The sequence below is a fragment of the Solicola gregarius genome (assembly GCF_025790165.1).
GTDB lineage: Bacteria > Actinomycetota > Actinomycetes > Propionibacteriales > Nocardioidaceae > Solicola > Solicola gregarius.
In genome coordinates, this window is record NZ_CP094970.1 from 2,878,795 (window position 1) to 2,899,176 (window position 20,382).

A 20,382-nucleotide genomic window follows, 5' to 3' on the forward strand; every position below is an offset into this window, starting at 1 on the left:
TTACGCCGGAGGTAATGGCGCGGGAGAGCGCACGCGTCGACCCTTGAGGCATGTCCACGACCTACGATTTCCGGGTGACCATCGAACGTACGGAGTCCGCGATCGGGCCGCTGCTGCGCGAATGGCGTAACCGCCGCAGCATCAGCCAGCTCGACCTGTCGATCGAGGCCGACATCTCGTCTCGCCACCTGAGCTTCCTCGAGACCGGTCGGTCGAAGCCGAGCCGCGACATGGTGCTGCGGCTGGCCGAGCGTCTCGACATCCCGCTGCGCGAGCGCAACCAGCTGCTCCTCGCCGCCGGGTTCGCTCCGGCGTACTCGACGCTCGATCTCGACGACGACGAGATGCGGCCGATCCGGGTGGCGATCGACCGCGTGCTGGGTGGGTACGCCCCGTTCCCGGCGCTGGTCGTCGACCGTGGCTGGCACCTCGTGGCGTCCAACGATGCCGTCCCGATGTTGCTTACCGGACTGCCCGATGAGCTCCTTGCGCCGCCCGTCAACGTGCTGCGTGCGAGCCTGCATCCGGACGGGCTCGCACCTCGTATCGCCAACCTCGCCGAGTGGCGTGGGCACATCCTGGAGCGCCTCGCGCGCGAGATCGCGGTCACCGCCTCCGACGAGCTGCGCGAGCTGTACGACGAGCTCGCGTCGTACCCGGGTGGGCTCGAACCCGGCACAGCGGAGGGACGTGTGGCGGTGCCCCTCCGCCTGCGTACGCCCGATGGCGAGCTGGCGTTCATCAGCACGGTCACCACGTTCGGCACTGCGGTCGATGTGACGCTCGCGGAGCTGAGCATCGAGGCGTTCCTGCCCGCGAACCAGGAGACGGCCGACGCGCTGCGGAATTAGACAGGTGAGACGATTCCGTTCATGACGGAGTCTGGCTTTCACCGGTACGTAGCGCTGGGGGATTCGTTCACCGAGGGGGTCGGCGACCCGGATCCGGCGCGTCCGAACGGGTTGCGCGGCTGGGCCGACCGCACGGCGGAGCAGCTCGCTACGAAGACACCGGACCTCGGGTACGCGAACCTCGCCGTCCGCGGCCGGCTGCTGCGGCCGATCCTCGCCGAGCAGCTCGAGCCGGCCGTCGCCCTCGAACCTGACCTGGTCACGATCAACGCCGGGGCGAACGACATCCTGCGGCCCAAGGTCGACATCGACGGCCTGATGGCGAAGTACGACGTCGCGATCGGCAAGCTGGTCGCCACCGGTGCGCGCGTGCTCGTGTGGACGGGTTTCGACCTCGGCTGGGCGCCGGTGTTCGGCAAGCTGCGCGGCAGAGTGGCGATCTACAACGAGCACGTACGAGAGATCGCCGATCGCCATGACGCGACGATCGTCGACTTCTGGCGGCTGTCCGAGTACCGCGACCCGCGACTCTGGGACATCGACCGGATGCACATGTCACCCGCAGGCCATCAGCGCATGGCGATCGAGGTGCTCGACACCCTCGGCATCGAGCACGACCTCGTACCCGTCGACCTCGGCGAGCGTCCCCTCCTCAGCAAGAAGGAGCAGCGCGACGCCGACCTCGAGTGGGCGAAGGCGTATGCGATGCCGTGGGTGCAGCGGCGCCTCAAGGGGACGTCATCGGGCGACGGGATCGCCGCGAAGCGTCCGACGCTGGAGCCGATCTCGCCGCAGGGCTGAGGCTCGGGCAGGAGTTCGCGGACTTTCGGGTGTTCCGGCAGCGCCACGACACCTGAAAGTCCGCGAACTTCGCAGGACGTCAGCCGCCGAGTGCGTCGCGTACGGGGATCAGCTTGGCCTGGCTCTCGGCGAGCTCGGCCTCTGGATCAGAGTCTGCGACGATGCCGCAGCCCGCGTACAACCGCACCCGTTCGCCGTCGACGCTCGCCGAGCGAAGCGCTATGCCCCACTCGCCGTCGCCGTTGCCGTCGATCCATCCGACCGGTCCGGCATAACGCCCGCGGTCCATGCCCTCGATCTGCGCGATCAGGTCGACCGCCGTCGCGGTCGGCGTGCCGCCGACGGCCGCCGAGGGGTGCAGTGCCGCGGCGAGTCCGAGGGACGATGTGGAGTCGTCGATCACGCCCGCGACATCGGTCGCGAGGTGCATGACGTTCGGCAGGTGCAGCACGAACGGCGACTCGGGGACGTTCATGCTCGAGCAGTGCGGCGCGAGCGACTCTGCGACCGACCGCACCGCGTACTCGTGCTCCTCGAGGTCCTTGCTCGACCGCGCGAGCGATGCGGCGAGCGCGAGGTCGTGCGCGTCATCGCCGGTACGCCGAATGGTGCCGGCGAGAACTCGCGAGGTCACCAGGCCACGCTCGCGGCGTACGAGCATCTCGGGCGTTGCGCCGAACAGTCCGTCGACATGGAACGTCCAGCACGCGGCGTACCGGTCGGCAAGGCGCTGCAGCGGCCAACGTACGTCAAGCGGGGTTGGCGTCTCGGCAACCAGGTCGCGGGCCAGCACGACCTTGTCGAGATCGCCGGCCTGGATGCGGCGGACGGCGTCGGCGATGACGAGCTCCCATTCGGCACCGGACATCGCACCGTCGGCGAAGACCACGTCGGCCGGACGTGCCGCCGTGTGCGTACGCAGCCCGGGCGGGGTTGCGAGCGAACCGGAGCTGATCGTCGTGACCCAGTGCGCGTCGCCGCGCCGGCCGACGATCACGCTCGGCACGACAAGCGTCGAGTCGCCGGGCGAGTCGGAGAACGCGAAGGAGCCGAACGCGACCAGACCGGAGCCCGGGACGCGTACCTCGTCGCGTACGACCGCACGGGTGGCGAGGTCGCGCCACCACGCGTCGGCGTCGGCGAAGCGGCTCGCGCCCGATGCGGTGATCGCGGTTGCGTGCCCCCACCCGACGATGCCGTCGGTGTGGTGCACCCAGGCGAGCGAGCCGTCGCGGGGGAGCAGCGAGAGGAGGGAGCCGGGGTCGTCGATCGGAACGCTCCGCACGACGAGTGGGCTCGCATGCGGGGTCGATCCGGCAAGGTCGGTCACGGGATCAGAGTACGACCCGGTAGGTCTGTGGCGGGCGTCACCGTGCGAGGCTGGCCGAGTGAGCCGAGCGGATCTGGACAAGCGGCCCGACGAGGTCGCATCGATGTTCGACGACGTCGCGCGCCGCTACGACCTGACGAACGACGTACTCACCTTCGGCCTGGACCGACGCTGGCGCGCACGGGTGGTCCGCGCGATCGCGCCGCGGCCCGGCGAACGGATCCTCGACCTCGCGGCCGGCACGGGTACGTCGAGCGACCCGCTCGACCAGGCGGGCTCGCGGGTTGTCGCCTGCGACTTCTCCGTCGGGATGCTGCGCGTCGGCAAGCGCCGGCGCCCGGGCCTGTCGTTCGTCGCGGGCGACGCGCTCGCGTTGCCGTTCGCCGACGCCAGCTTCGATGCCGTCACCATCTCGTTCGGCCTGCGCAACGTCGTCGGCGTCGACAACGCGCTGGCCGAGATGGCGCGGGTGACCAAGCCGGGTGGCCGCCTGGTGGTCTGCGAGTTCAGCGACCCGACGTGGGCGCCGTTCCGTCGGGTCTACCAGGAGTACCTGATGCGCGCCCTGCCGCCGGTCGCGCGCGCCGTCTCGTCGAACCCGGACTCGTACGTCTACCTGGCGGAGTCGATCCGCGCCTGGCCCGACCAAGCGGCACTCGCCGCCCGGATCGGCTCCTGCGGCTGGAGCGCCGTCAAGTGGCAGAACCTCACCGGCGGCATCGTCGCCCTCCACCACGCCACCCGCTGAGGATCGGCGCGCCGGCAGGACTCCGGCTGTTCGAGGGTACACACATAGGTGTATGATGGTGTAATGACCCGGACGAACATCGACCTCGACGACGACCTGGTGGACACCGTGATGGCGCGTTATCGCCTGGAGTCGAAGAAGAGCGCCGTCGAGTTCGCCCTGCGCCAGCTGGTCATCGAGCCGATGGATCGGCACGAGGTACTCGCAATGCAGGGTACTGGCTTCGAGTTCACCAACGAGGAGATCGAAGGCGACTGGAACACCGTCGAATGATCGTCGATACGTCGGTCTGGATCGAGTATCTGCGTCGCGGAGACTCTCGTGCCGGCGAGCGGTTGGCCGCCTCCATTCGCGAGGGCGCTCGGATCGTGGTGCCCGAGACGGTGCTGATGGAACTGCTCAGTGGTCCGACGGACGAGCATGTCGCGACCCAACGTCGACGAATGCTCGAAGCTTTCGAGGTGGTCGCCTTCGCGCCGCTCGTCGACAGCGTGCGGGCGGCCGGGCTCCAGCGGGCGTGCCGTCGGGCCGGCGAGACTGTGCGCAACCTCGGTGACTGCCAGATCGCGGCGGTCGCCCTGCGACTGGATGTCGCGGTAATGCACCGCGACGCCGACTTCGAGGTGCTAGCCAGGCATGCCGGGCTTCGGACTGTTGCGCTCTGACTCCCGAGATGCCCACGGCGATCTCTCTGCCGCAACCCGCAGGCGTCGCTCGACCCCCATTTACGCAACGCTTGCGTACGCTAAATCCCCAGGTCAGACGGCGATTTGCCGAGTGCACCCCCGGTTAGCGCGCGGCCTGAGTCCGTCCTAGACTGCACCTACCTATCACCCTTAGTGAAGACATTCACTAACAGCGTCGTTAGCGAGAGGGGCGGATGTGGCACGGCGGTGCCCGCACAGCATGACTCTTCAAATCCCCGCCGGCCTGGTTCTTGACCAGAGGGCGTCCGCATGAATATCTACGTCCCGATCCTGGTGATCGGCGCCCTCGGCTTCGGGTTCGCGTTGTTCTCGCTCGCCGCGAGCGCGCTTGCCGGGCCGAAGCGCTACAACCGGGCGAAGTACGACTCCTACGAGTGCGGGATCCAGCCCACGCCGCAGCCCGTCGGTGGCGGTCGGGTCTCGATCAAGTACTTCATCACGGCGATGCTGTTCATCGTCTTCGACATCGAAATCGTCTTCCTGTACCCGTTCGCGGTCGCCTTCGACGCGCTCGACTGGTTCGCGCTCATTGCGATGGTGCTGTTCCTCATCGACGTGTCGATCGCCTACGCGTACGCGTGGAAGCGCGGCGGATTGGAGTGGGACTGATATGGGCATCGAGGAGAAGCTCCCGAGCGGCATCCTGCTGTCGACGGTCGAGGGCCTTGCCGGCTACTTCCGCAAGGCCTCGTTGTGGCCGGCGACGTTCGGACTCGCCTGCTGCGCGATCGAGATGATGACCAGCGGTGCGCCGCGATACGACCTCTCCCGCTTCGGCATGGAGGTCTTCCGGCCGTCGCCGCGACAGGCCGACCTGATGATCGTCGCCGGTCGCGTCAGCAACAAAATGGCGCCGGTCCTCCGCCAGATCTACGACCAGATGGCGGCACCGAAGTGGGTGCTCGCGATGGGCGTCTGCGCCAGCTCGGGCGGCATGTTCAACAACTACGCGATCGTGCAGGGCGTCGACCACGTCGTACCCGTCGATATGTACCTCCCCGGCTGCCCACCGCGCCCGGAGATGCTGATCGACGCGATCCTGAAGCTGCATGACGACATCCAGCACACCAAGCTCGGCGCCCACCGTGAGGCCGAGGTCAAGGAGCAGGAGGAGGCCGCGCTCACCGCGCTGCCGACGTCGCAGATGAAGGGGCTCCTGCGGTGAGTGAGAACGACGATCGCAAGGAGCCCGAGGTCGGCACGACCCCGCACGCCGACGACCAGCCCACGAAGGCCGAGCAGGACCTCCCCGAAAACACCCTTCCCGCGCCGAGCGACGCCACCCAGCTCGAGGTCGTCGACGTACGCGAGGGCATGTTCGGCGTACGCGGCTCCGGCGACACGTCCGGATACGGCGGCCTCACCCGCCCCGTCGCGATGCCGGGTGCGTCCCAGCGTCCGTACGGCGGCTGGTTCGACGACGTCGCCGATCAGCTCGATCGCGTCGCCGAAGGCGATACCGCGGTCGAGAAGGTTGTCATCGACCGCGACGAGATGACGGTCTTCGTACGCCGCGAGGACATCCTCGGCGTGGTGCAGGCGCTGCGCGACGACCCCGACCTGAGGTTCGAGCTGTGCAGCGGCATCTCCGGCGTGCACTACCCGCATGAGAAGGGGCGCGAGCTGCACGTCGTCTACCACCTGCTGTCGATGACCCACAAGCGGCGCATCCGCCTCGAGGTGGCCGCGCCCGACGACGACCCCCATGTCCCGTCGGTCGTGAGCGTCTACCCGACCGCCGACTGGCACGAGCGCGAGACGTACGACTTCTTCGGCGTGATCTTCGACGGCCATCCGTCGCTCACCCGGATCCTGATGCCCGACGACTGGCCGGGTCACCCGCAGCGCAAGGACTACCCGCTCGGCGGCGTCCCCGTCGAGTACAAGGGCGCAACCATTCCGCCACCTGATCAGCGGAGGGCCTACAACTGATGTCAGACCAGATGACTGACCCGTACGCAAGCACCCAAGACACCACCGGCGGCCCGGTCTTCACCGTCACCGGCCAGGACTGGGACTCCGTCGTCAAGGGCATCGACCTCGGCGAGGAACGCATCGTCGTCAACATGGGTCCGCAGCACCCGTCGACGCACGGCGTGCTGCGCCTCATCCTCGAGCTCGACGGCGAACAGGTGACCGAGGCCCGGTGCGGCATCGGCTACCTGCACACCGGCATCGAGAAGAACATGGAGTTCCGCAACTGGACGCAGGGCGTCACGTTCTGCACCCGGATGGACTACCTGTCACCGCTGTACAACGAGGCGGCGTACGTCATGGGCGTCGAGAAGCTGCTCGGCATCACCGATGACATCACCGAGAAGGCTCGGGTGATGCGGGTGCTGCTGATGGAGATCAACCGGATCTCGTCGCATCTGGTCGCGATCGCCACCGGCGGCATGGAGCTCGGCGCGCTGACGGTCATGACGATCGGCTTCCGCGAGCGTGAGCTGTGCCTCGACGTGCTCGAGCTGATCACCGGCCTGCGCATGAACCACGCGTTCTTCCGTCCGGGCGGCGTCGCCCAGGACCTGCCCGACGGCTCGATCGAGGAGGTCCGCGACTTCGTCAAGCTGATGAAGAAGCGCCTCCCCGAGTACGCCGACCTCTGTAACCAGAACCCCATCTTCAAGGGACGGCTGGTCGACGTCGGCTATCTCGACCTGGCCGGCTGTCTCGCGCTCGGCCTCACCGGTCCGCCGCTGCGGGCCACCGGGTACGACTGGGACCTCCGCCGCGACATGCCGTACTGGGGCTACGACGAGTTCGACTTCGACGTCGTCACCTGGGACACCTCCGACTCGTACGGACGGTTCCGGATCCGACTCGAGGAGATGTGGCAGTCGCTGCGCATCATCGAGCAGGCGCTCGACCGCCTCGAGGGCCTCGAGGGTGCCCCGGTCATGATCGGCGACAAGAAGATCGCGTGGCCCGCACAGCTTGCGATCGGTGCCGACGGTATGGGCAACTCGCTGGAGCACATCCGGCACATCATGGGTGAGTCCATGGAGGCGCTGATCCACCACTTCAAGCTGGTGACCGAGGGCTTCCGAGTGCCGGCCGGGCAGGCGTACGGCAGTGTCGAGTCGCCGCGCGGGGAGCTCTCCTGCCACGTCGTGTCCGACGGCGGCACACGCCCGTTCCGCGCGCACTTCCGCGATCCGTCGTTCGTCAATCTGCAAGGCACCTCGGTGATGTCCGAGGGCGGCATGGTCGCCGACGTCATCGTCGCGGTTGCGAGCATCGACCCGGTCATGGGAGGGGTTGACAGGTGACGGAGCGAGTGAGCAACGAGCGCGACCGACAGGACCGTCCGGACAGCGCCGCCGAGCTCGACTCCGGCGTACGCGCCGAGCTGCAGCAGATCGCCGACCGCTATCCGCAGTCGCGTTCCGCGCTGCTGCCGATGCTGCATCTCGTGCAGTCGGTCCAGGGCAAGGTGACGCCCGAGGGCATCGAGCTGTGCTCCGAGTTGCTCGACATCAGCGCCGCCGAGGTTTCTGGTGTGGCGACCTTCTACACGATGTACAAGCGGCGTCCCGTCGGCGACTACCACGTGGGCGTGTGCACCAACACGCTGTGCGCGGTGATGGGCGGCGACCTGATCTTCGACCGGCTCAAGGATCACCTCGACGTCGGCAACGACGAGACCACTGCGGATGGCAAGATCACGCTCGAGCACGTCGAGTGCAATGCGGCCTGCGACTACGCCCCGGTGATGATGGTCAACTGGGAGTTCATGGACAACCAGACTCCCGAGTCCGCCGTCGAGGCGGTCGACAAGCTGCGAAACGGCGACGACGTCCACTCGACCCGCGGGCCGCGCATCTGCACGTGGCGGGAGGCCGAGCGGGTGCTCGCCGGTTTCCCCGACGACCTCGCCGACGAGGGGCCGGCCGCCGGGCCCGCCTCGCTCGCCGGGCTCGAGATCGCGCGCGAGAACGACTGGGCGGCACCCGGTGCCGGTGCTCGACCGACAGAGCGCCCCGAGCAGGCGACGGCCAGTACGGCAGAGGGCGCGGTCGAACAGGCCGACACCCGCCGTGCGGAGGCCGAAACGAAGGGAGATGTCGACAAGTGACCGACACACTCACTCCCGTCCTTTCCGACAACTGGGACGCCGACCGTCCGTGGACCCTCGACGGCTACGGCCGGTACGACGCGCTGCAGCAGGCGCTCGCCATGGATCCCGACGACCTGATCCAGCTGGTGAAGGACTCCGGTCTTCGTGGCCGCGGCGGTGCGGGGTTCCCGACGGGCATGAAGTGGGGCTTCATCCCGCAGGGTGACGGCAAGCCGCACTATCTGGTCGTCAACGCCGACGAGTCCGAGCCGGGCACGTGCAAGGACATCCCGCTGATGATGGCGTCGCCGCACACCCTGATCGAGGGTGTGGTGATCTCGGCGTACGCGATCCGCGCGAAGAAGGCGTTCGTGTACGTGCGCGGTGAGGTGCTGCATGTCGTACGCAGGCTCCAGCGCGCGGTACAGGAGGCGTACCTCGCCGGCTACCTCGGCAACGACATCCTCGGCAGCGGTGTCGACGTCGAGGTGGTCATCCACGCCGGCGCGGGCGCGTACATCTGCGGTGAAGAGACCGCACTGCTCGACTCGCTCGAGGGACGCCGGGGTCAACCCCGGCTGCGACCGCCGTTCCCCGCGGTCGCCGGCCTGTACGCGTGCCCGACCGTGATCAACAACGTCGAGTCGATCGCCTCGGTGCCGAGCATCGTGACCAACGGCGTCGACTGGTTCGGGTCCATGGGCACGGAGAAGTCGAAGGGCATGACGCTCTACTCGCTCTCGGGCCACGTCAAGCGTCCGGGCCAGTACGAGGCGCCGCTCGGCATCACGCTGCGCGAGCTGCTCGACCTGGCCGGCGGCATGCGCGCGGGCAGCGAGCTGAAGTTCTGGACCCCCGGCGGGTCGTCGACGCCGATCCTGACCGCCGAGCACCTCGATGTCCCGCTCGACTACGAGGGTGTCGGTGGGGCCGGTTCGATGCTCGGCACGAAGGCGCTGCAGATGTTCGACCAGACGACGTCGGTCGTACGCTGCGCGCTGCGCTGGACGGAGTTCTACAAGCACGAGTCGTGCGGCAAATGCACACCGTGCCGCGAGGGCACGTTCTGGCTGGTGCAGGTGCTGGAGCGCCTCGAGGCCGGTAAGGGCACCGCCGACGACATCGACCTGTTGGTCGACCAGTGCGACAACATCGTGGGCCGCGCGTTCTGCGCCCTCGGCGACGGCGCGGCAGCACCCATCACGTCGGGCATCCAGTACTTCCGCGAGGAGTTCGAGGCCGGCCTCCACACGCCGGCCTGGGAGCTGTTCCCGTACCAGGCGTCGACGCTGTACGCGCAGCCGGAAGGAGCGTCGGCATGACCGTCACGAGCGACAAGTCCGCGGTCGAGCAGGCCGAGGAGCTCGTCACACTGACGATCGACGACGTCGAGGTCAGCGTACCCAAGGGCACCTTGCTCATCCGTGCCGCCGAGCTGATCGGGGTCGAGATCCCCCGGTTCTGCGACCACCCGCTGCTCGACCCGGTCGGCGCGTGCCGGCAGTGCCTCGTCGAGGTGACCGACGCGGGCAACGGACGCGCGATGCCGAAGCCGCAGGCGTCCTGCACGATCCCGGTCGCCCCGGGCATGGTCGTCAAGACCCAGGTGACGTCGCCGGTCGCCGACAAGGCGCAGCACGGAATCATGGAGTTCCTGCTGATCAACCATCCGCTCGACTGCCCGGTGTGCGACAAGGGCGGCGAGTGCCCGCTGCAGAACCAAGCGCTGAGCCACGGTTACGGCGAGTCGCGGTTCACCGAGACCAAACGCACGTTTCCCAAGCCCATCAACGTCTCTCAGCAGGTGCTGCTCGATCGCGAGCGCTGCGTGCTGTGCGCCCGGTGTACGCGCTTCTCCGAGCAGATCGCCGGCGACCCGTTCATCGCCCTGCTCGAGCGCGGCGCACTGCAGCAGGTCGGCATCTACGAGAACGAGCCGTTCGAGTCGTACTTCTCCGGCAACACCATCCAGATCTGCCCGGTCGGCGCGCTCACCAGCGCGGCGTACCGCTTCCGGTCGCGGCCGTTCGACCTCGTGTCGACACCGTCGGTCGCCGAGCACGACGCCTGCGGGTCGGCGATCCGCGTCGACCACCGCCGCGGCAAGGTGATGCGCCGCCTCGCCGGTGATGACCCCGAGGTCAACGAGGAGTGGATCACCGACAAGGACCGCTTCGCGTTCACGTACGCCCGCCAGCCCGATCGGCTGGTACGCCCGCTCGTACGCGACGAGGAGACCGGAGAGCTGGAGCCGGCATCCTGGCCGGCTGCGTTCGCGGCCGCGGCGCGGGGGCTGCAGCGGGCCGCCGGCAAGGTAGGTGTGCTCACGGGCGGACGCCTCACCGCCGAAGACGCCTACAGCTACGCGAAGTTCGCCCGTGCCGTGCTCGGCACGAACGACATCGACTTCCGGGCGCGGCCGCACAGCGATGAGGAGGCCGCGTTCCTCGCGTCGACGATCGCTGCGACGCCGCTGGGCGTCACGTTCGGTGATCTCGAGCGCGCCACCACCGTCGTACTCGCGGGGTTCGAGCCCGAGGACGAGGCGGGCACGGTCTTCCTTCGCTTGCGCAAGGGTGCGCGCAACAACGACGTCCGGGTGTTCGCGGTCGCCAGCCACACGACGCGTTCGCTGACCAAGATGAACGGCACGCTGCTTCGTACGAGTCCCGGCGACGAGGCACGGGCACTCGACGAGGTTGCATCGAACGCCGATGTCGCTCTCGACGGTGGCGGCATCATCCTGGTAGGCGAGCGCCTGGCGCAGACGCCCGGCGCGCTCACGGCCGCGCTCGCCCTGAGCCGCAAGACGGGTGCGCGGCTCGCGTGGATCCCGCGTCGCGCCGGTGAGCGGCCCGCGCTCGATGCCGGCTGCCTGCCGACGCTGCTGCCCGGCGGACGTCCGGTCGAGAACGCCGAGGCCCGCGCCGACGTCGCCGCCGCGTGGGGAGTCTCCTCCCTGCCCGCAGCGGCCGGTCGCGATGCCGACGGCATCCTGTCCGCCGCGCACGACGGCGATCTCGCCGCGTTGGTCGTCGGTGGCGTCGAGGTCGACGATCTCCCCGATCCCCAGGCCGCCGCCGAGACGTTCGCCGCCACGGGCTTCGTCGTCAGCCTCGAGGTACGTGAGAGCGTCGTCACCGAGTATGCGGACGTCGTTCTGCCGGTTGCCCCCGCCGTCGAGAAGTCCGGCACGTACGTCAACTGGGAGGGCCGCCAGCGTCCGTTCGGCACCGTGCTCGAGGAGCCCAACTCGCTGACCGACACCCGGGTGCTCGCGGGCATCGCCGAGGAGTTCGGCGACGGACTCGGCTTCCGTACGGTCGAGCAGGCAGGTGTCGAGCTGGCCGAGGTGGGTCGCTGGGACGGCGACCGCGCCTCCGAGCCCGAGACCGCGGCGGAGAGCGTGGCCGAGCCCGCCGAGGGCGAGGTCGTCCTCGACACCTGGCGGCTGATGATCGACGACGGTCGCGGCCAGGACGGCGACGAGTACTTCAAGGCGACGGCGCGTAAGCCGGTGTTGCGACTGAACGACGCGACGCTCGCGTCGGCCGGGCTCGCCGAGGGCGACGAGGCCGTGCTCAGCACACCCGACGGCGCGATCGCACTCCATACCGAGCTTGCCGACCTACCCGACGGCGTCGTGTGGGCGCCGGCCAACTCCGACGGCCTGAACGTACGCCGGGTGCTCGGCGTCGGTGCGGGCGATGTCGTCCGGATCGAGCGCAGCGCCGACGAGGCGCGGGTGGCCCAAACCATCGAGAGCGAGGGCGACGAGGCATGAGTGACCTCATCGGTGACGAGAGCTTCTGGGTCGTCCTACTCAAGGCGGTCCTGGTCTTCGTCGTCCTGGTGGTCTTCACCCTGTTCAACATCTGGTTCGAGCGGCGTCTCGTGGCCAAGATGCAGCACCGGATCGGCCCGAACGTGCACGGGCCCTTCGGCCTGCTGCAGAGCCTCGCCGACGGCATCAAGCTGGCGCTGAAGGAGGACATCACTCCGACGGCGGCCGACAAGTTCGTCTACTTCCTCGCCCCCGTGCTCGCCACCGGCCCGGCGTTCCTGACCTGGGCGGTCATCCCGTTCGGCCCCGAGGTGACGATCCCGTTCACCGACACCCAGACCCCGCTGCAGCTGACCGACCTGCCGGTGGCCGTGCTGTACGTCCTGGCCGTCGCCTCGGTCGGCATCTACGGCATCGTGCTCGCGGGCTGGTCGTCCGGCTCGACGTACGCGCTGCTGGGTGCTCTCCGCAGCTCGGCGCAGATGATCTCGTACGAGGTCGCGATGGGCCTGAGCCTCGTCTCGGTGTTCATGTACGCCGGGTCGATGTCGACCTCGGAGATCGTCGCCGCACAGGCCGAAGACATGTGGTTCGGGCTGCCGCTGATCCCGTCGTTCCTGATCTTCGTGATCGCGATGGTCGGCGAGACCAACCGCGCGCCGTTCGACCTCCCCGAGGCCGAGGGCGAACTCGTCGGCGGCTTCCACACCGAGTACTCCTCGCTGAAGTTCGCGCTGTTCTTCCTCGCCGAGTACATCAACATGGTCACCGTCTCCGCGATGGCGACGACGATGTTCCTGGGCGGCTGGCGTGCACCGTGGCCGATCTCGCTGTGGGACGGCGCCAACGAGGGCTACTGGCCGGTGCTGTGGTTCCTCGGCAAGGTGCTGCTCTTCATCTGCCTGTTCGTGTGGCTGCGCGGCACGCTCCCGCGGATGCGTTACGACCAGTTCATGCGCTTCGGCTGGAAGATCCTCATTCCGGTGTCGCTGGTGTGGGTCACGGCCGTCGCGGTCGTACGCCGCATCCGTCTCGACGGTGGCATGGACACTCGTACCGCCATGATCATCGGCGGTATCGTGCTCGCCGCGCTCGTCGTGGTGATGATGCTTCCCGAGCGCAAGCGTGCCGAGCCCGCAGAGGAGCCGGAGTTCGACGCGTTCGCCGGCGGCTACCCCGTACCCCCGCCGCGAGGCCAGGAGCTGACGTCGCAGGCCAGCAAGCGAAACGAGGAGCTCGTGGCCTCTCGGACCACGGACTCCACCGAGGAGGAAAGCAATGGCTGACTCTCGGCCCCGCCTGAAGGAACAGCTGTGGGACCCGATCGCCGGCTTCGGCGTCACGTTCCGCACCATGTTCCGCAAGACGGTCACGGAGCAGTACCCGTTCGAGAAGAAGCCGACGGCTCCGCGGTTCCACGGTCGGCACCAGCTCAACCGCTGGCCCGACGGTCTCGAGAAGTGCATCGGCTGCGAGCTGTGCGCCTGGGCGTGCCCGGCCGACGCGATCTACGTCGAGGGTGCGTCCAACGGCGACGACGATGAGCGCTTCTCGCCGGGTGAGCGGTACGGCCAGGTCTACCAGATCAACTATCTGCGGTGCATTCTGTGCGGGTTGTGCATCGAGGCCTGTCCGACACGTGCGCTCACGATGACCAACGAGTACGAGCTCGCCGACAACTCCCGCGAGAAGCTGATCTACGAGAAGCAGGATCTCCTCGCGCCGCTGCTGCCCGGCATGGAGCAGCCACCCCACGGCATGCGGCTCGGCGACGACGATGACGACTACTACCGCAACGCCACCCAGGACCCCGTCGCGACGGGCGCCGACGCGGAGGGCGACGAGTGAACGCCTGGGAGGAGTTCGCCTTCTGGGCGATGGGCACGGTCATGGTGGCGTCCGCGCTCGGCATGGTGCTGGCGCGCAAGGCGGTCCACTGCGCGCTGTTCCTCGCGACGATCATGATCACGTTGGCGATCATGTACGCCGCGCAGGGCGCGCCGTTCCTGTTCGCCGTGCAGATCATCGTCTACACGGGCGCGATCCTGATGCTGTTCCTGTTCGTGCTGATGCTGGTCGGCGTCGACTCGTCCGACTCGATCGTCGAGACGATCAAGGGGCAGCGGCTGCTGGCGGCGTTCGTCGGCATCGTGTTCGGCGTCGTGTTCGCGGTCGCGGTTTCCCAGACGGCCGTCGGCACCGTCGTCGGCACTGACGCGGCCAACGAAGACGGCAACGTCTACGGCGTCGCGAAGTACCTCTTCTCCGACTACATGTACGCGTTCGAGCTCACGGGGGCGCTGCTCACGGCCGCCGTGCTCGCCGCGATGGTGCTCGCGCACCGCGAGCGCCTCGAACGCAAGCAGTCGCAGCGCGAGATGGCGCAACAGCGGATGGCCGACTACGCCGACAGCGGCAAGCACCCCGGCCCGTTGCCGACGCCGGGTGTCTTCGCGCGACACAACGCCAACGACACTCCCGCGCTGCTCCCTGACGGGTCCATCTCCGAGCTGTCGATCTCGCGCACGCTCCGGGCCCGCGGGACCGTCAAGGGTGCCTTGGCCGACGACGTGAACGAGACGATCCGCATGCTCGACCCAGAGGCGCCGCGCGACGACGTACCCGACGGCACTGGCGACGACAACGACGGGGAGGAGCCGACCGCATGAGCCCGAACTGGTTCCTCACCTTGTCGGCACTGCTGTTCACGATCGGTGCCGTTGGGGTGCTCGTACGCCGCAACGCGATCGTCGTGTTCATGTGTGTCGAGCTGATGCTGAACGCCTGCAACCTCGCATTCGTGACGTTCTCGCGCGTCCACGGGACGCTCGAGGGACAGGTTGCCGCGTTCTTCGTGATGGTGGTCGCCGCGGCAGAGGTCGTCGTCGGTCTGGCCATCATCGTCGCCATCTACCGGTCTCGTCGCTCGGCATCGGTCGACGACGTCAGCCTGCTGAAGTACTAAGGGAGATCTACGTTGATTGATCTCGTAGCAAGTTCCGAGCATGCCGGTGCGATCGCACCGGCTTCGGCAGACGGGGCGTTCTCCCTGCTCTGGTTGCTCATCGCGCTGCCGCTGGCGAGTGCCGTGGTGCTGTTGCTGGTCGGGCGCCGAGGCGACAAATGGGGCCACCTCCTCGGCTGCGCGGCGCCGCTGGGCTCGTTCGCCATCGGCGTGATCACGTTCATCGGTCTGCTCGGCCGCGACGAGTCGGACCGTACGATCTCCCAGAACCTCTGGACCTGGATCGAGGTCGGCGGCTTCCACGTCGACATGGAGATCCTGTACGACCCGCTGTCGGCCGTGTTCGTGCTGCTCATCACCGGTGTGGGCTCGCTGATCCACATCTACTCGGTCGGCTACATGGCCGACGACGATCGGCGGCGGCGGTTCTTCGCGTACCTCAACCTGTTCATCGCGGCGATGCTCACGCTCGTGCTCGCCAGTGACTACCTGGTGCTGTTCCTCGGCTGGGAAGGCGTCGGCCTCGCCTCGTACCTGCTGATCGGGTTCTGGCAGCACAAGAACTCCGCAGCGGTCGCGGCGAAGAAGGCGTTCGTCGTCAACCGTGTCGGCGACCTCGGCATGTCACTCGCGATCATGCTGATGTTCGCGCAGTTCGGCACGACGTCGATCGTCGGTGTCTCGGGCGTCGCGAGCGAGGCGTCGAGCGCGGCGGCAACCGCGCTCGGCCTGCTGCTCCTGCTCGGCGCGTGCGGTAAGTCCGCGCAGGTCCCGTTGCAGAGCTGGTTGCTCGATGCGATGGAGGGTCCGACGCCGGTTTCGGCGCTGATCCACGCGGCGACCATGGTGACCGCGGGCGTCTACCTGATCGTCCGGTCGAACTTCATCTTCAACGAGTCCGAGGCCGCACGTACGGCCGTCGTCACCGTCGGCCTCGTCACGCTGCTGTTCGGTGCGATCATCGGTTGCGCCAAGGACGACATCAAGAAGGCCTTGGCCGGCTCGACCATGAGCCAGATCGGATACATGACGCTTGCCGCGGGTCTCGGCCCGGCCGGCTACGCGTTCGCGATCTTCCACCTGCTGACGCACGGCTTCTTCAAGGCCAACATGTTCCTCGGCGCCGGCTCTGTCATGCACGGTATGAACGACGACGTCGACATGCGGCACTATGGTGCGCTGCAACGCGCGATGCCGATCACGTTCCTGACGTTCGCCGCGGGCTACCTCGCGATCATCGGGTTCCCCGGCTTCTCCGGCTTCTTCTCCAAGGACAAGATCATCGAGGCCGCGTTCGCCGACAACATCTGGGTCGGGCTCGGTGCGGTGCTCGGCGCCGGGATCACCGCGTTCTACATGACCCGGCTGATGATCATGACGTTCGTGTCGCAGAAGCGGTGGCGCGAAGGCGTGCACCCGCACGAGTCGCCGCGGGTCATGACGGTCCCGCTGATGGTGCTCGCGGCCCTGTCGGCGTTCGGCGGCGTGCTGCTGCTCGGCGGCTGGATCACCGACTGGCTCGAACCCGTCGTCGGACATGAGGAGCACCATCTCGACGTACCCGTGTGGGTGCTGACGGTGTTCGTACTCGCGGTCGTGGCGGTCGGTGTCGTGATCGCGTACTTCCGCTACCTGCGTGAGACGGTGCCCGACGTGGCTCCGACCAAGGTGTCGGTGTTCACCAAGGCCGCTCGCGCCGACCTGTACGGCGACGCCTTCAACGAGGCGGTCTTCATGCGACCGGGGCAGTACCTCACCCGGGCGCTGGTCTTCGTCGACGGTCGAGGCATCGACGGTGCCGTCAACGGCATCGCCGGACTGACCGGACGGGCGGCGAACGCGGTTCGCCGGATGCAGAACGGATACGTGCGGTCGTACGCACTCGCAACCTTTGGAGGGGCGCTCCTCGTGGTGCTCGCAATGCTGGCGGTGAACTTGACATGAGTTTCCCCTGGCTGACAGTTCTGGCCGCGCTGCCGATCGTCGGGGCGCTCGTCCTCGTGGCGTTGCCGCGTGGGCGTACGGCGCTGGTCAAGCAGACGGCGATCGGGTTCACCCTCGTCACCTTGGTGCTCGCCATCGCGATGGCGACGCAGTACTCCCCCGACGACGGCGGCTACCAGCTGACCGAGCAGCACGAGTGGATCAGTGTGTTCGGCGCGTACTACGCCCTCGGCGTCAACGGCATCGGCCTCACGCTGATCCTGATGACGGTGATCCTGACACCGATCGTCGTGCTCGCGTCCTGGAAAGACGGCGACACCGGGCGCTGGAGCCCGAACGCCTTCTTCGCTTGGATGCTCGCGCTCGAGGGTCTCGCGATCGGCGTGTTCGCGGCGATGGACGTGTTCTTGTTCTACGTCCTGTTCGAGGCGACCCTGATCCCGATCTACTTCCTGATCGGCGGCTTCGGCGGCGTCAAGCGTTCGTACGCCGCGATCAAGTTCCTGCTGTTCTCGCTCGTCGGTGGGCTGCTGATGCTCGCGTCGGTCGTCGGTCTGTACGTCGTGTCTGCCGAGGAGGGCGACCCGAGCTACCTGATCACCGACCTGATGAACGTCGACATGAGCGAGACGACGGGTCGCTGGCTGTTCCTCGGCTTCATGATCGCGTTCGCGATCAAGGCGCCGATGTGGCCGCTGCACACCTGGCTGCCCGACGCGGCGGCGGCGGGTACGCCCGGTACGTCGGTGCTGCTGGTCAGCATCCTCGACAAGATCGGCACGTTCGGCATGATCCGGTTCTGCCTCGGGCTGTTCCCCGAGGCGTCCGACTGGGCCAGTCCGGTCGTGATCGTGCTGGCGTTGATCAGCATCATCTACGGGGCGCTGCTCGCGATCGGCCAGGACGACATCCGCCGGCTCATCGCGTACACGTCCGTGTCGCACTTCGGCTTCATCGTGCTCGGCATCTTCGTCCTGACCAGCCAGTCGGCGTCGGGCGCGGCCCTGTACATGTTCAACCACGGTCTTTCGACGGCCGCGTTGTTCCTGGTCACCGGCATCATGATCAGCCGGCGCGGTTCGGCCCGCATCTCCGACTTCGGCGGTGTCCAGAAGATCGCGCCGCTGCTCGCTGGCGTGTTCCTGATCGCCGGGCTGTCCAGCCTTTCGTTGCCGGGTCTGTCGCCGTTCGTGAGCGAGTTCCTCGTCCTCGCCGGCACCTTCACACATTCGATCGCCGCGGCCGTCGTCGCGACGCTCGGTATCGTGCTCGCGGCGCTGTACATCCTGCTGATGTACCAGCGCACGATGACCGGTCCGCTGCGTGACGACAACGCCGGAGTGACCGACCTGCGGCCGCGCGAGCTGGCCGCCCTGGCACCCGCCGTGGTGCTCATCATCGGCCTCGGGTTCTTCCCCCAGCCGCTGCTCGACGTGATCAACCCCGCCGTGTCCGACACCCTCGAGCACGTCGGCGTCCATGATCCGGAGCCCGACCACCCGGCGGCCACATCGGCCGAGGAGGCACAGCAGTGAACATCGTCGCCGCGCCGGACATCTCGGCTCCGTCGATCGAGTACTCCGTCATCTACCCGGTCCTGATCGTGTTCGGGGCCGCGTTCATCGGCGTACTCATCGAGGCGTTCGCGCCGCGCAAGTCGCGTTACCTGGCGCAGCTCGTCGTCACGCTCGTCGGACTCCTCGCGGCGTTCGGCGGCACCATCTTCGTTGCTCGGGGTCTCGACGAGTCGTCGAGCGGTGCCGCGACCGCCCGCGGCGAGGTCGCCGCGGAGGGTGCGCTCGCGATCGACGGTCCCACCGTGTTCATCTGGGGCCTCGTCCTCATCCTCGCCTTCATCAGCATGCTGCTGTTCGCGGAGCGGCGACTCGAGGGCGGGCTGACCGCGTTCGCAGGTCAGGCCGCGTCGATACCCGGCACCGAAGCCGAGCGCGAGGATGTCGGCAAGCGGGTCGAGCAGACCGAGATCTTCCCGCTCGCGCTGTTCGCCATCGGCGGCATGATGGTGTTCCCGGCGTCGAACGACCTGATCACAATGTTCATCGCGCTCGAGGTGCTGTCGCTGCCGCTGTACGTGCTGTGTGGCATGGCCCGTCGCCGCCGCCTGCTCTCGCAGGAGGCCGCGATGAAGTACTTCCTGCTGGGCGCGTTCGCGTCGGCGTTCTTCCTCTACGGGATCGCGCTCACGTACGGCTATGCGGGCAGCCTGACGATGGGCGGCATCGCGGATGCGGTCGACAACCGCGCGGGTGGCCACAACCTGCTGCTGGCGGGCATCGGGCTGCTGGCGGTCGGCATGTTGTTCAAGGTCTCGGCGGCGCCGTTCCACGCGTGGACGCCCGATGTCTACCAGGGCGCGCCTTCGGCCGTGACCGGGTTCATGGCGGCGTGTACGAAGGTCGCCGCGTTCGGTGCGCTGCTGCGGATCTTCTTCGTCGCGTTCGGCGATGCTCAGTGGGACTGGCGGCCGATGATCTGGATCATCGCCGGGCTCACCATGGTCGTCGGCTCACTGGTCGCGATCGCGCAGACCGACATCAAGCGGATGCTCGCGTACTCCTCGGTCGCGCACGCGGGCTTCCTGCTGGTCGGCGTCGCCGGAGCGGTTGGTGTCACGGCCGACTACACCGGCATCACCAGCATCGAGGGCGTGCTGTTCTACCTGGCCACCTACGGCTTCCCGACGATCGGCGCGTTCGCGATCGTCACCCTCGTACGCGACGCGGGCGGCGAGGCCACCCACCTGTCGCGGTGGGCGGGACTCGGCAAGGAGTCGCCGCTGCTCGCCTGCATGTTCGCGTTCTTCCTGCTCGCGTTCGCGGGCATCCCGCTCACCAGCGGGTTCATGGGCAAGTGGGCCGTGTTCGGCGCCGCGTGGGCAGGCGACGCGTGGGTGCTGGTCGTCATCGGTGTGCTGATGAGCGCGGTGGCCGCGTTCTTCTACGTACGCGTGATCGTGCTGATGTTCTTCCAAGAGCCGACGGGGGAGGGCCCGACTGTTGCCGTACCCAGCTACCTGACCTCGGTCGTGCTCGCCGTGACCGTTGCTGTCACAATCGTGTTGGGCATCGTGCCAGGTCCGGTGCTCGAACTCGCCCAGAACGCGGGCGCGTTCGTACGCTAACGCGATTCTCGAGGAGCCAGTCGCCGTGTCTTCGTCCACGTTTGGCGTGA

Annotated in this window: 20 protein-coding genes; 19 read left to right on the forward strand and 1 reads right to left on the reverse strand. The window is 67.9% G+C overall.

Annotated elements, in window-relative coordinates; all coding sequences use genetic code 11:
* Positions 1 to 50 precede the first annotated feature (50 nt).
* Entirely contained in the window at positions 51 to 851 is an 801-nt protein-coding gene (locus tag L0C25_RS14115) for a helix-turn-helix domain-containing protein (protein ID WP_271632303.1), read from the forward strand.
* A gap of 21 nt (positions 852 to 872) precedes the next feature.
* On the forward strand, positions 873 to 1,652 hold the full coding sequence (locus L0C25_RS14120) for an SGNH/GDSL hydrolase family protein (RefSeq protein WP_271632304.1): 780 nt from the start codon (positions 873 to 875) through the stop codon (positions 1,650 to 1,652).
* Positions 1,653 to 1,731: 79 nt separating this feature from the next.
* Here the strand turns inward: L0C25_RS14120 and L0C25_RS14125 are convergent, their stop codons facing one another.
* A complete protein-coding gene (locus tag L0C25_RS14125) occupies positions 1,732 to 2,982 on the reverse strand; it encodes an isochorismate synthase (RefSeq protein WP_271632305.1) in 1,251 nt (416 codons plus the stop codon).
* A 25-nt stretch (positions 2,983 to 3,007) separates the two neighbouring features.
* On the opposite strand from L0C25_RS14125, the gene L0C25_RS14130 reads away from it, so the two are divergent.
* From L0C25_RS14130 to nuoN, 17 genes are all read left to right on the forward strand, one after another.
* Positions 3,008 to 3,730: a demethylmenaquinone methyltransferase gene (locus tag L0C25_RS14130; RefSeq protein ID WP_408641703.1), complete on the forward strand. Its 723-nt coding sequence runs from the start codon at positions 3,008 to 3,010 to the stop codon at positions 3,728 to 3,730.
* A 63-nt stretch (positions 3,731 to 3,793) separates the two neighbouring features.
* The gene (locus L0C25_RS14135) at positions 3,794 to 4,003 is read left to right on the forward strand and encodes a type II toxin-antitoxin system VapB family antitoxin (RefSeq protein ID WP_271632308.1); all 210 of its coding nucleotides are present in this window, start codon (positions 3,794 to 3,796) and stop codon (positions 4,001 to 4,003) included.
* Positions 4,000 to 4,395: a type II toxin-antitoxin system VapC family toxin gene (gene vapC / locus L0C25_RS14140; RefSeq protein ID WP_271632310.1), complete on the forward strand. Its 396-nt coding sequence runs from the start codon at positions 4,000 to 4,002 to the stop codon at positions 4,393 to 4,395. Before L0C25_RS14135 ends, vapC begins: the two co-directional genes overlap by 4 nt.
* A gap of 291 nt (positions 4,396 to 4,686) precedes the next feature.
* The gene (locus L0C25_RS14145; protein WP_271632312.1) at positions 4,687 to 5,046 is read left to right on the forward strand and encodes an NADH-quinone oxidoreductase subunit A; all 360 of its coding nucleotides are present in this window, start codon (positions 4,687 to 4,689) and stop codon (positions 5,044 to 5,046) included.
* Between the two features lies 1 nt (position 5,047).
* Positions 5,048 to 5,602: a NuoB/complex I 20 kDa subunit family protein gene (locus tag L0C25_RS14150; RefSeq protein WP_271632313.1), complete on the forward strand. Its 555-nt coding sequence runs from the start codon at positions 5,048 to 5,050 to the stop codon at positions 5,600 to 5,602.
* Positions 5,599 to 6,369, forward strand: coding sequence for an NADH-quinone oxidoreductase subunit C (locus tag L0C25_RS14155; RefSeq protein ID WP_271632314.1), 771 nt, complete (start codon positions 5,599 to 5,601; stop codon positions 6,367 to 6,369). Before L0C25_RS14150 ends, L0C25_RS14155 begins: the two co-directional genes overlap by 4 nt.
* An 11-nt stretch (positions 6,370 to 6,380) precedes the next feature.
* On the forward strand, positions 6,381 to 7,709 hold the full coding sequence (locus L0C25_RS14160) for an NADH-quinone oxidoreductase subunit D (protein WP_271632315.1): 1,329 nt from the start codon (positions 6,381 to 6,383) through the stop codon (positions 7,707 to 7,709).
* The gene (gene nuoE, locus L0C25_RS14165) at positions 7,706 to 8,515 is read left to right on the forward strand and encodes an NADH-quinone oxidoreductase subunit NuoE (protein WP_271632317.1); all 810 of its coding nucleotides are present in this window, start codon (positions 7,706 to 7,708) and stop codon (positions 8,513 to 8,515) included. Before L0C25_RS14160 ends, nuoE begins: the two co-directional genes overlap by 4 nt.
* Positions 8,512 to 9,819 (forward strand): NADH-quinone oxidoreductase subunit NuoF, encoded by a 1,308-nt coding sequence (gene nuoF / locus L0C25_RS14170; RefSeq protein WP_271632318.1) that lies wholly within the window; start codon positions 8,512 to 8,514, stop codon positions 9,817 to 9,819. The genes nuoE and nuoF overlap by 4 nt, the downstream gene beginning before the upstream one ends.
* The gene (locus L0C25_RS14175) at positions 9,816 to 12,281 is read left to right on the forward strand and encodes an NADH-quinone oxidoreductase subunit G (protein ID WP_271632319.1); all 2,466 of its coding nucleotides are present in this window, start codon (positions 9,816 to 9,818) and stop codon (positions 12,279 to 12,281) included. The genes nuoF and L0C25_RS14175 overlap by 4 nt, the downstream gene beginning before the upstream one ends.
* On the forward strand, positions 12,278 to 13,567 hold the full coding sequence (nuoH, locus tag L0C25_RS14180; protein ID WP_271632320.1) for an NADH-quinone oxidoreductase subunit NuoH: 1,290 nt from the start codon (positions 12,278 to 12,280) through the stop codon (positions 13,565 to 13,567). Before L0C25_RS14175 ends, nuoH begins: the two co-directional genes overlap by 4 nt.
* Entirely contained in the window at positions 13,560 to 14,129 is a 570-nt protein-coding gene (nuoI, locus tag L0C25_RS14185) for an NADH-quinone oxidoreductase subunit NuoI (protein ID WP_271632321.1), read from the forward strand. The genes nuoH and nuoI overlap by 8 nt, the downstream gene beginning before the upstream one ends.
* Positions 14,126 to 14,950: an NADH-quinone oxidoreductase subunit J gene (locus L0C25_RS14190; protein ID WP_271632322.1), complete on the forward strand. Its 825-nt coding sequence runs from the start codon at positions 14,126 to 14,128 to the stop codon at positions 14,948 to 14,950. Before nuoI ends, L0C25_RS14190 begins: the two co-directional genes overlap by 4 nt.
* Complete coding sequence (nuoK, locus tag L0C25_RS14195) at positions 14,947 to 15,246, forward strand: NADH-quinone oxidoreductase subunit NuoK (RefSeq protein WP_271632323.1); 300 nt, start codon at positions 14,947 to 14,949, stop codon at positions 15,244 to 15,246. Before L0C25_RS14190 ends, nuoK begins: the two co-directional genes overlap by 4 nt.
* Before the next feature lie 12 nt (positions 15,247 to 15,258).
* Entirely contained in the window at positions 15,259 to 17,190 is a 1,932-nt protein-coding gene (gene nuoL / locus L0C25_RS14200) for an NADH-quinone oxidoreductase subunit L (protein WP_408641646.1), read from the forward strand.
* On the forward strand, positions 17,187 to 18,725 hold the full coding sequence (locus L0C25_RS14205; protein WP_271632324.1) for an NADH-quinone oxidoreductase subunit M: 1,539 nt from the start codon (positions 17,187 to 17,189) through the stop codon (positions 18,723 to 18,725). The genes nuoL and L0C25_RS14205 overlap by 4 nt, the downstream gene beginning before the upstream one ends.
* The gene (gene nuoN / locus L0C25_RS14210) at positions 18,722 to 20,332 is read left to right on the forward strand and encodes an NADH-quinone oxidoreductase subunit NuoN (protein ID WP_271632325.1); all 1,611 of its coding nucleotides are present in this window, start codon (positions 18,722 to 18,724) and stop codon (positions 20,330 to 20,332) included. Before L0C25_RS14205 ends, nuoN begins: the two co-directional genes overlap by 4 nt.
* Positions 20,333 to 20,382: the final 50 nt, after the last annotated feature.

Coding starts and splice junctions, on each gene's coding strand:
- L0C25_RS14175 (WP_271632319.1), top strand. CDS start 9,816: ATGACCGTCACGAGCGACAAGTCCGCGGTCGAGCAGGCCGAGGAGCTC.
- nuoK (WP_271632323.1), top strand. CDS start 14,947: ATGAGCCCGAACTGGTTCCTCACCTTGTCGGCACTGCTGTTCACGATC.
- L0C25_RS14160 (WP_271632315.1), top strand. CDS start 6,381: ATGACTGACCCGTACGCAAGCACCCAAGACACCACCGGCGGCCCGGTC.
- L0C25_RS14150 (WP_271632313.1), top strand. CDS start 5,048: ATGGGCATCGAGGAGAAGCTCCCGAGCGGCATCCTGCTGTCGACGGTC.
- vapC (WP_271632310.1), top strand. CDS start 4,000: ATGATCGTCGATACGTCGGTCTGGATCGAGTATCTGCGTCGCGGAGAC.
- nuoH (WP_271632320.1), top strand. CDS start 12,278: ATGAGTGACCTCATCGGTGACGAGAGCTTCTGGGTCGTCCTACTCAAG.
- L0C25_RS14145 (WP_271632312.1), top strand. CDS start 4,687: ATGAATATCTACGTCCCGATCCTGGTGATCGGCGCCCTCGGCTTCGGG.
- L0C25_RS14115 (WP_271632303.1), top strand. CDS start 51: ATGTCCACGACCTACGATTTCCGGGTGACCATCGAACGTACGGAGTCC.
- L0C25_RS14120 (WP_271632304.1), top strand. CDS start 873: ATGACGGAGTCTGGCTTTCACCGGTACGTAGCGCTGGGGGATTCGTTC.
- L0C25_RS14135 (WP_271632308.1), top strand. CDS start 3,794: ATGACCCGGACGAACATCGACCTCGACGACGACCTGGTGGACACCGTG.
- L0C25_RS14205 (WP_271632324.1), top strand. CDS start 17,187: ATGAGTTTCCCCTGGCTGACAGTTCTGGCCGCGCTGCCGATCGTCGGG.
- nuoI (WP_271632321.1), top strand. CDS start 13,560: ATGGCTGACTCTCGGCCCCGCCTGAAGGAACAGCTGTGGGACCCGATC.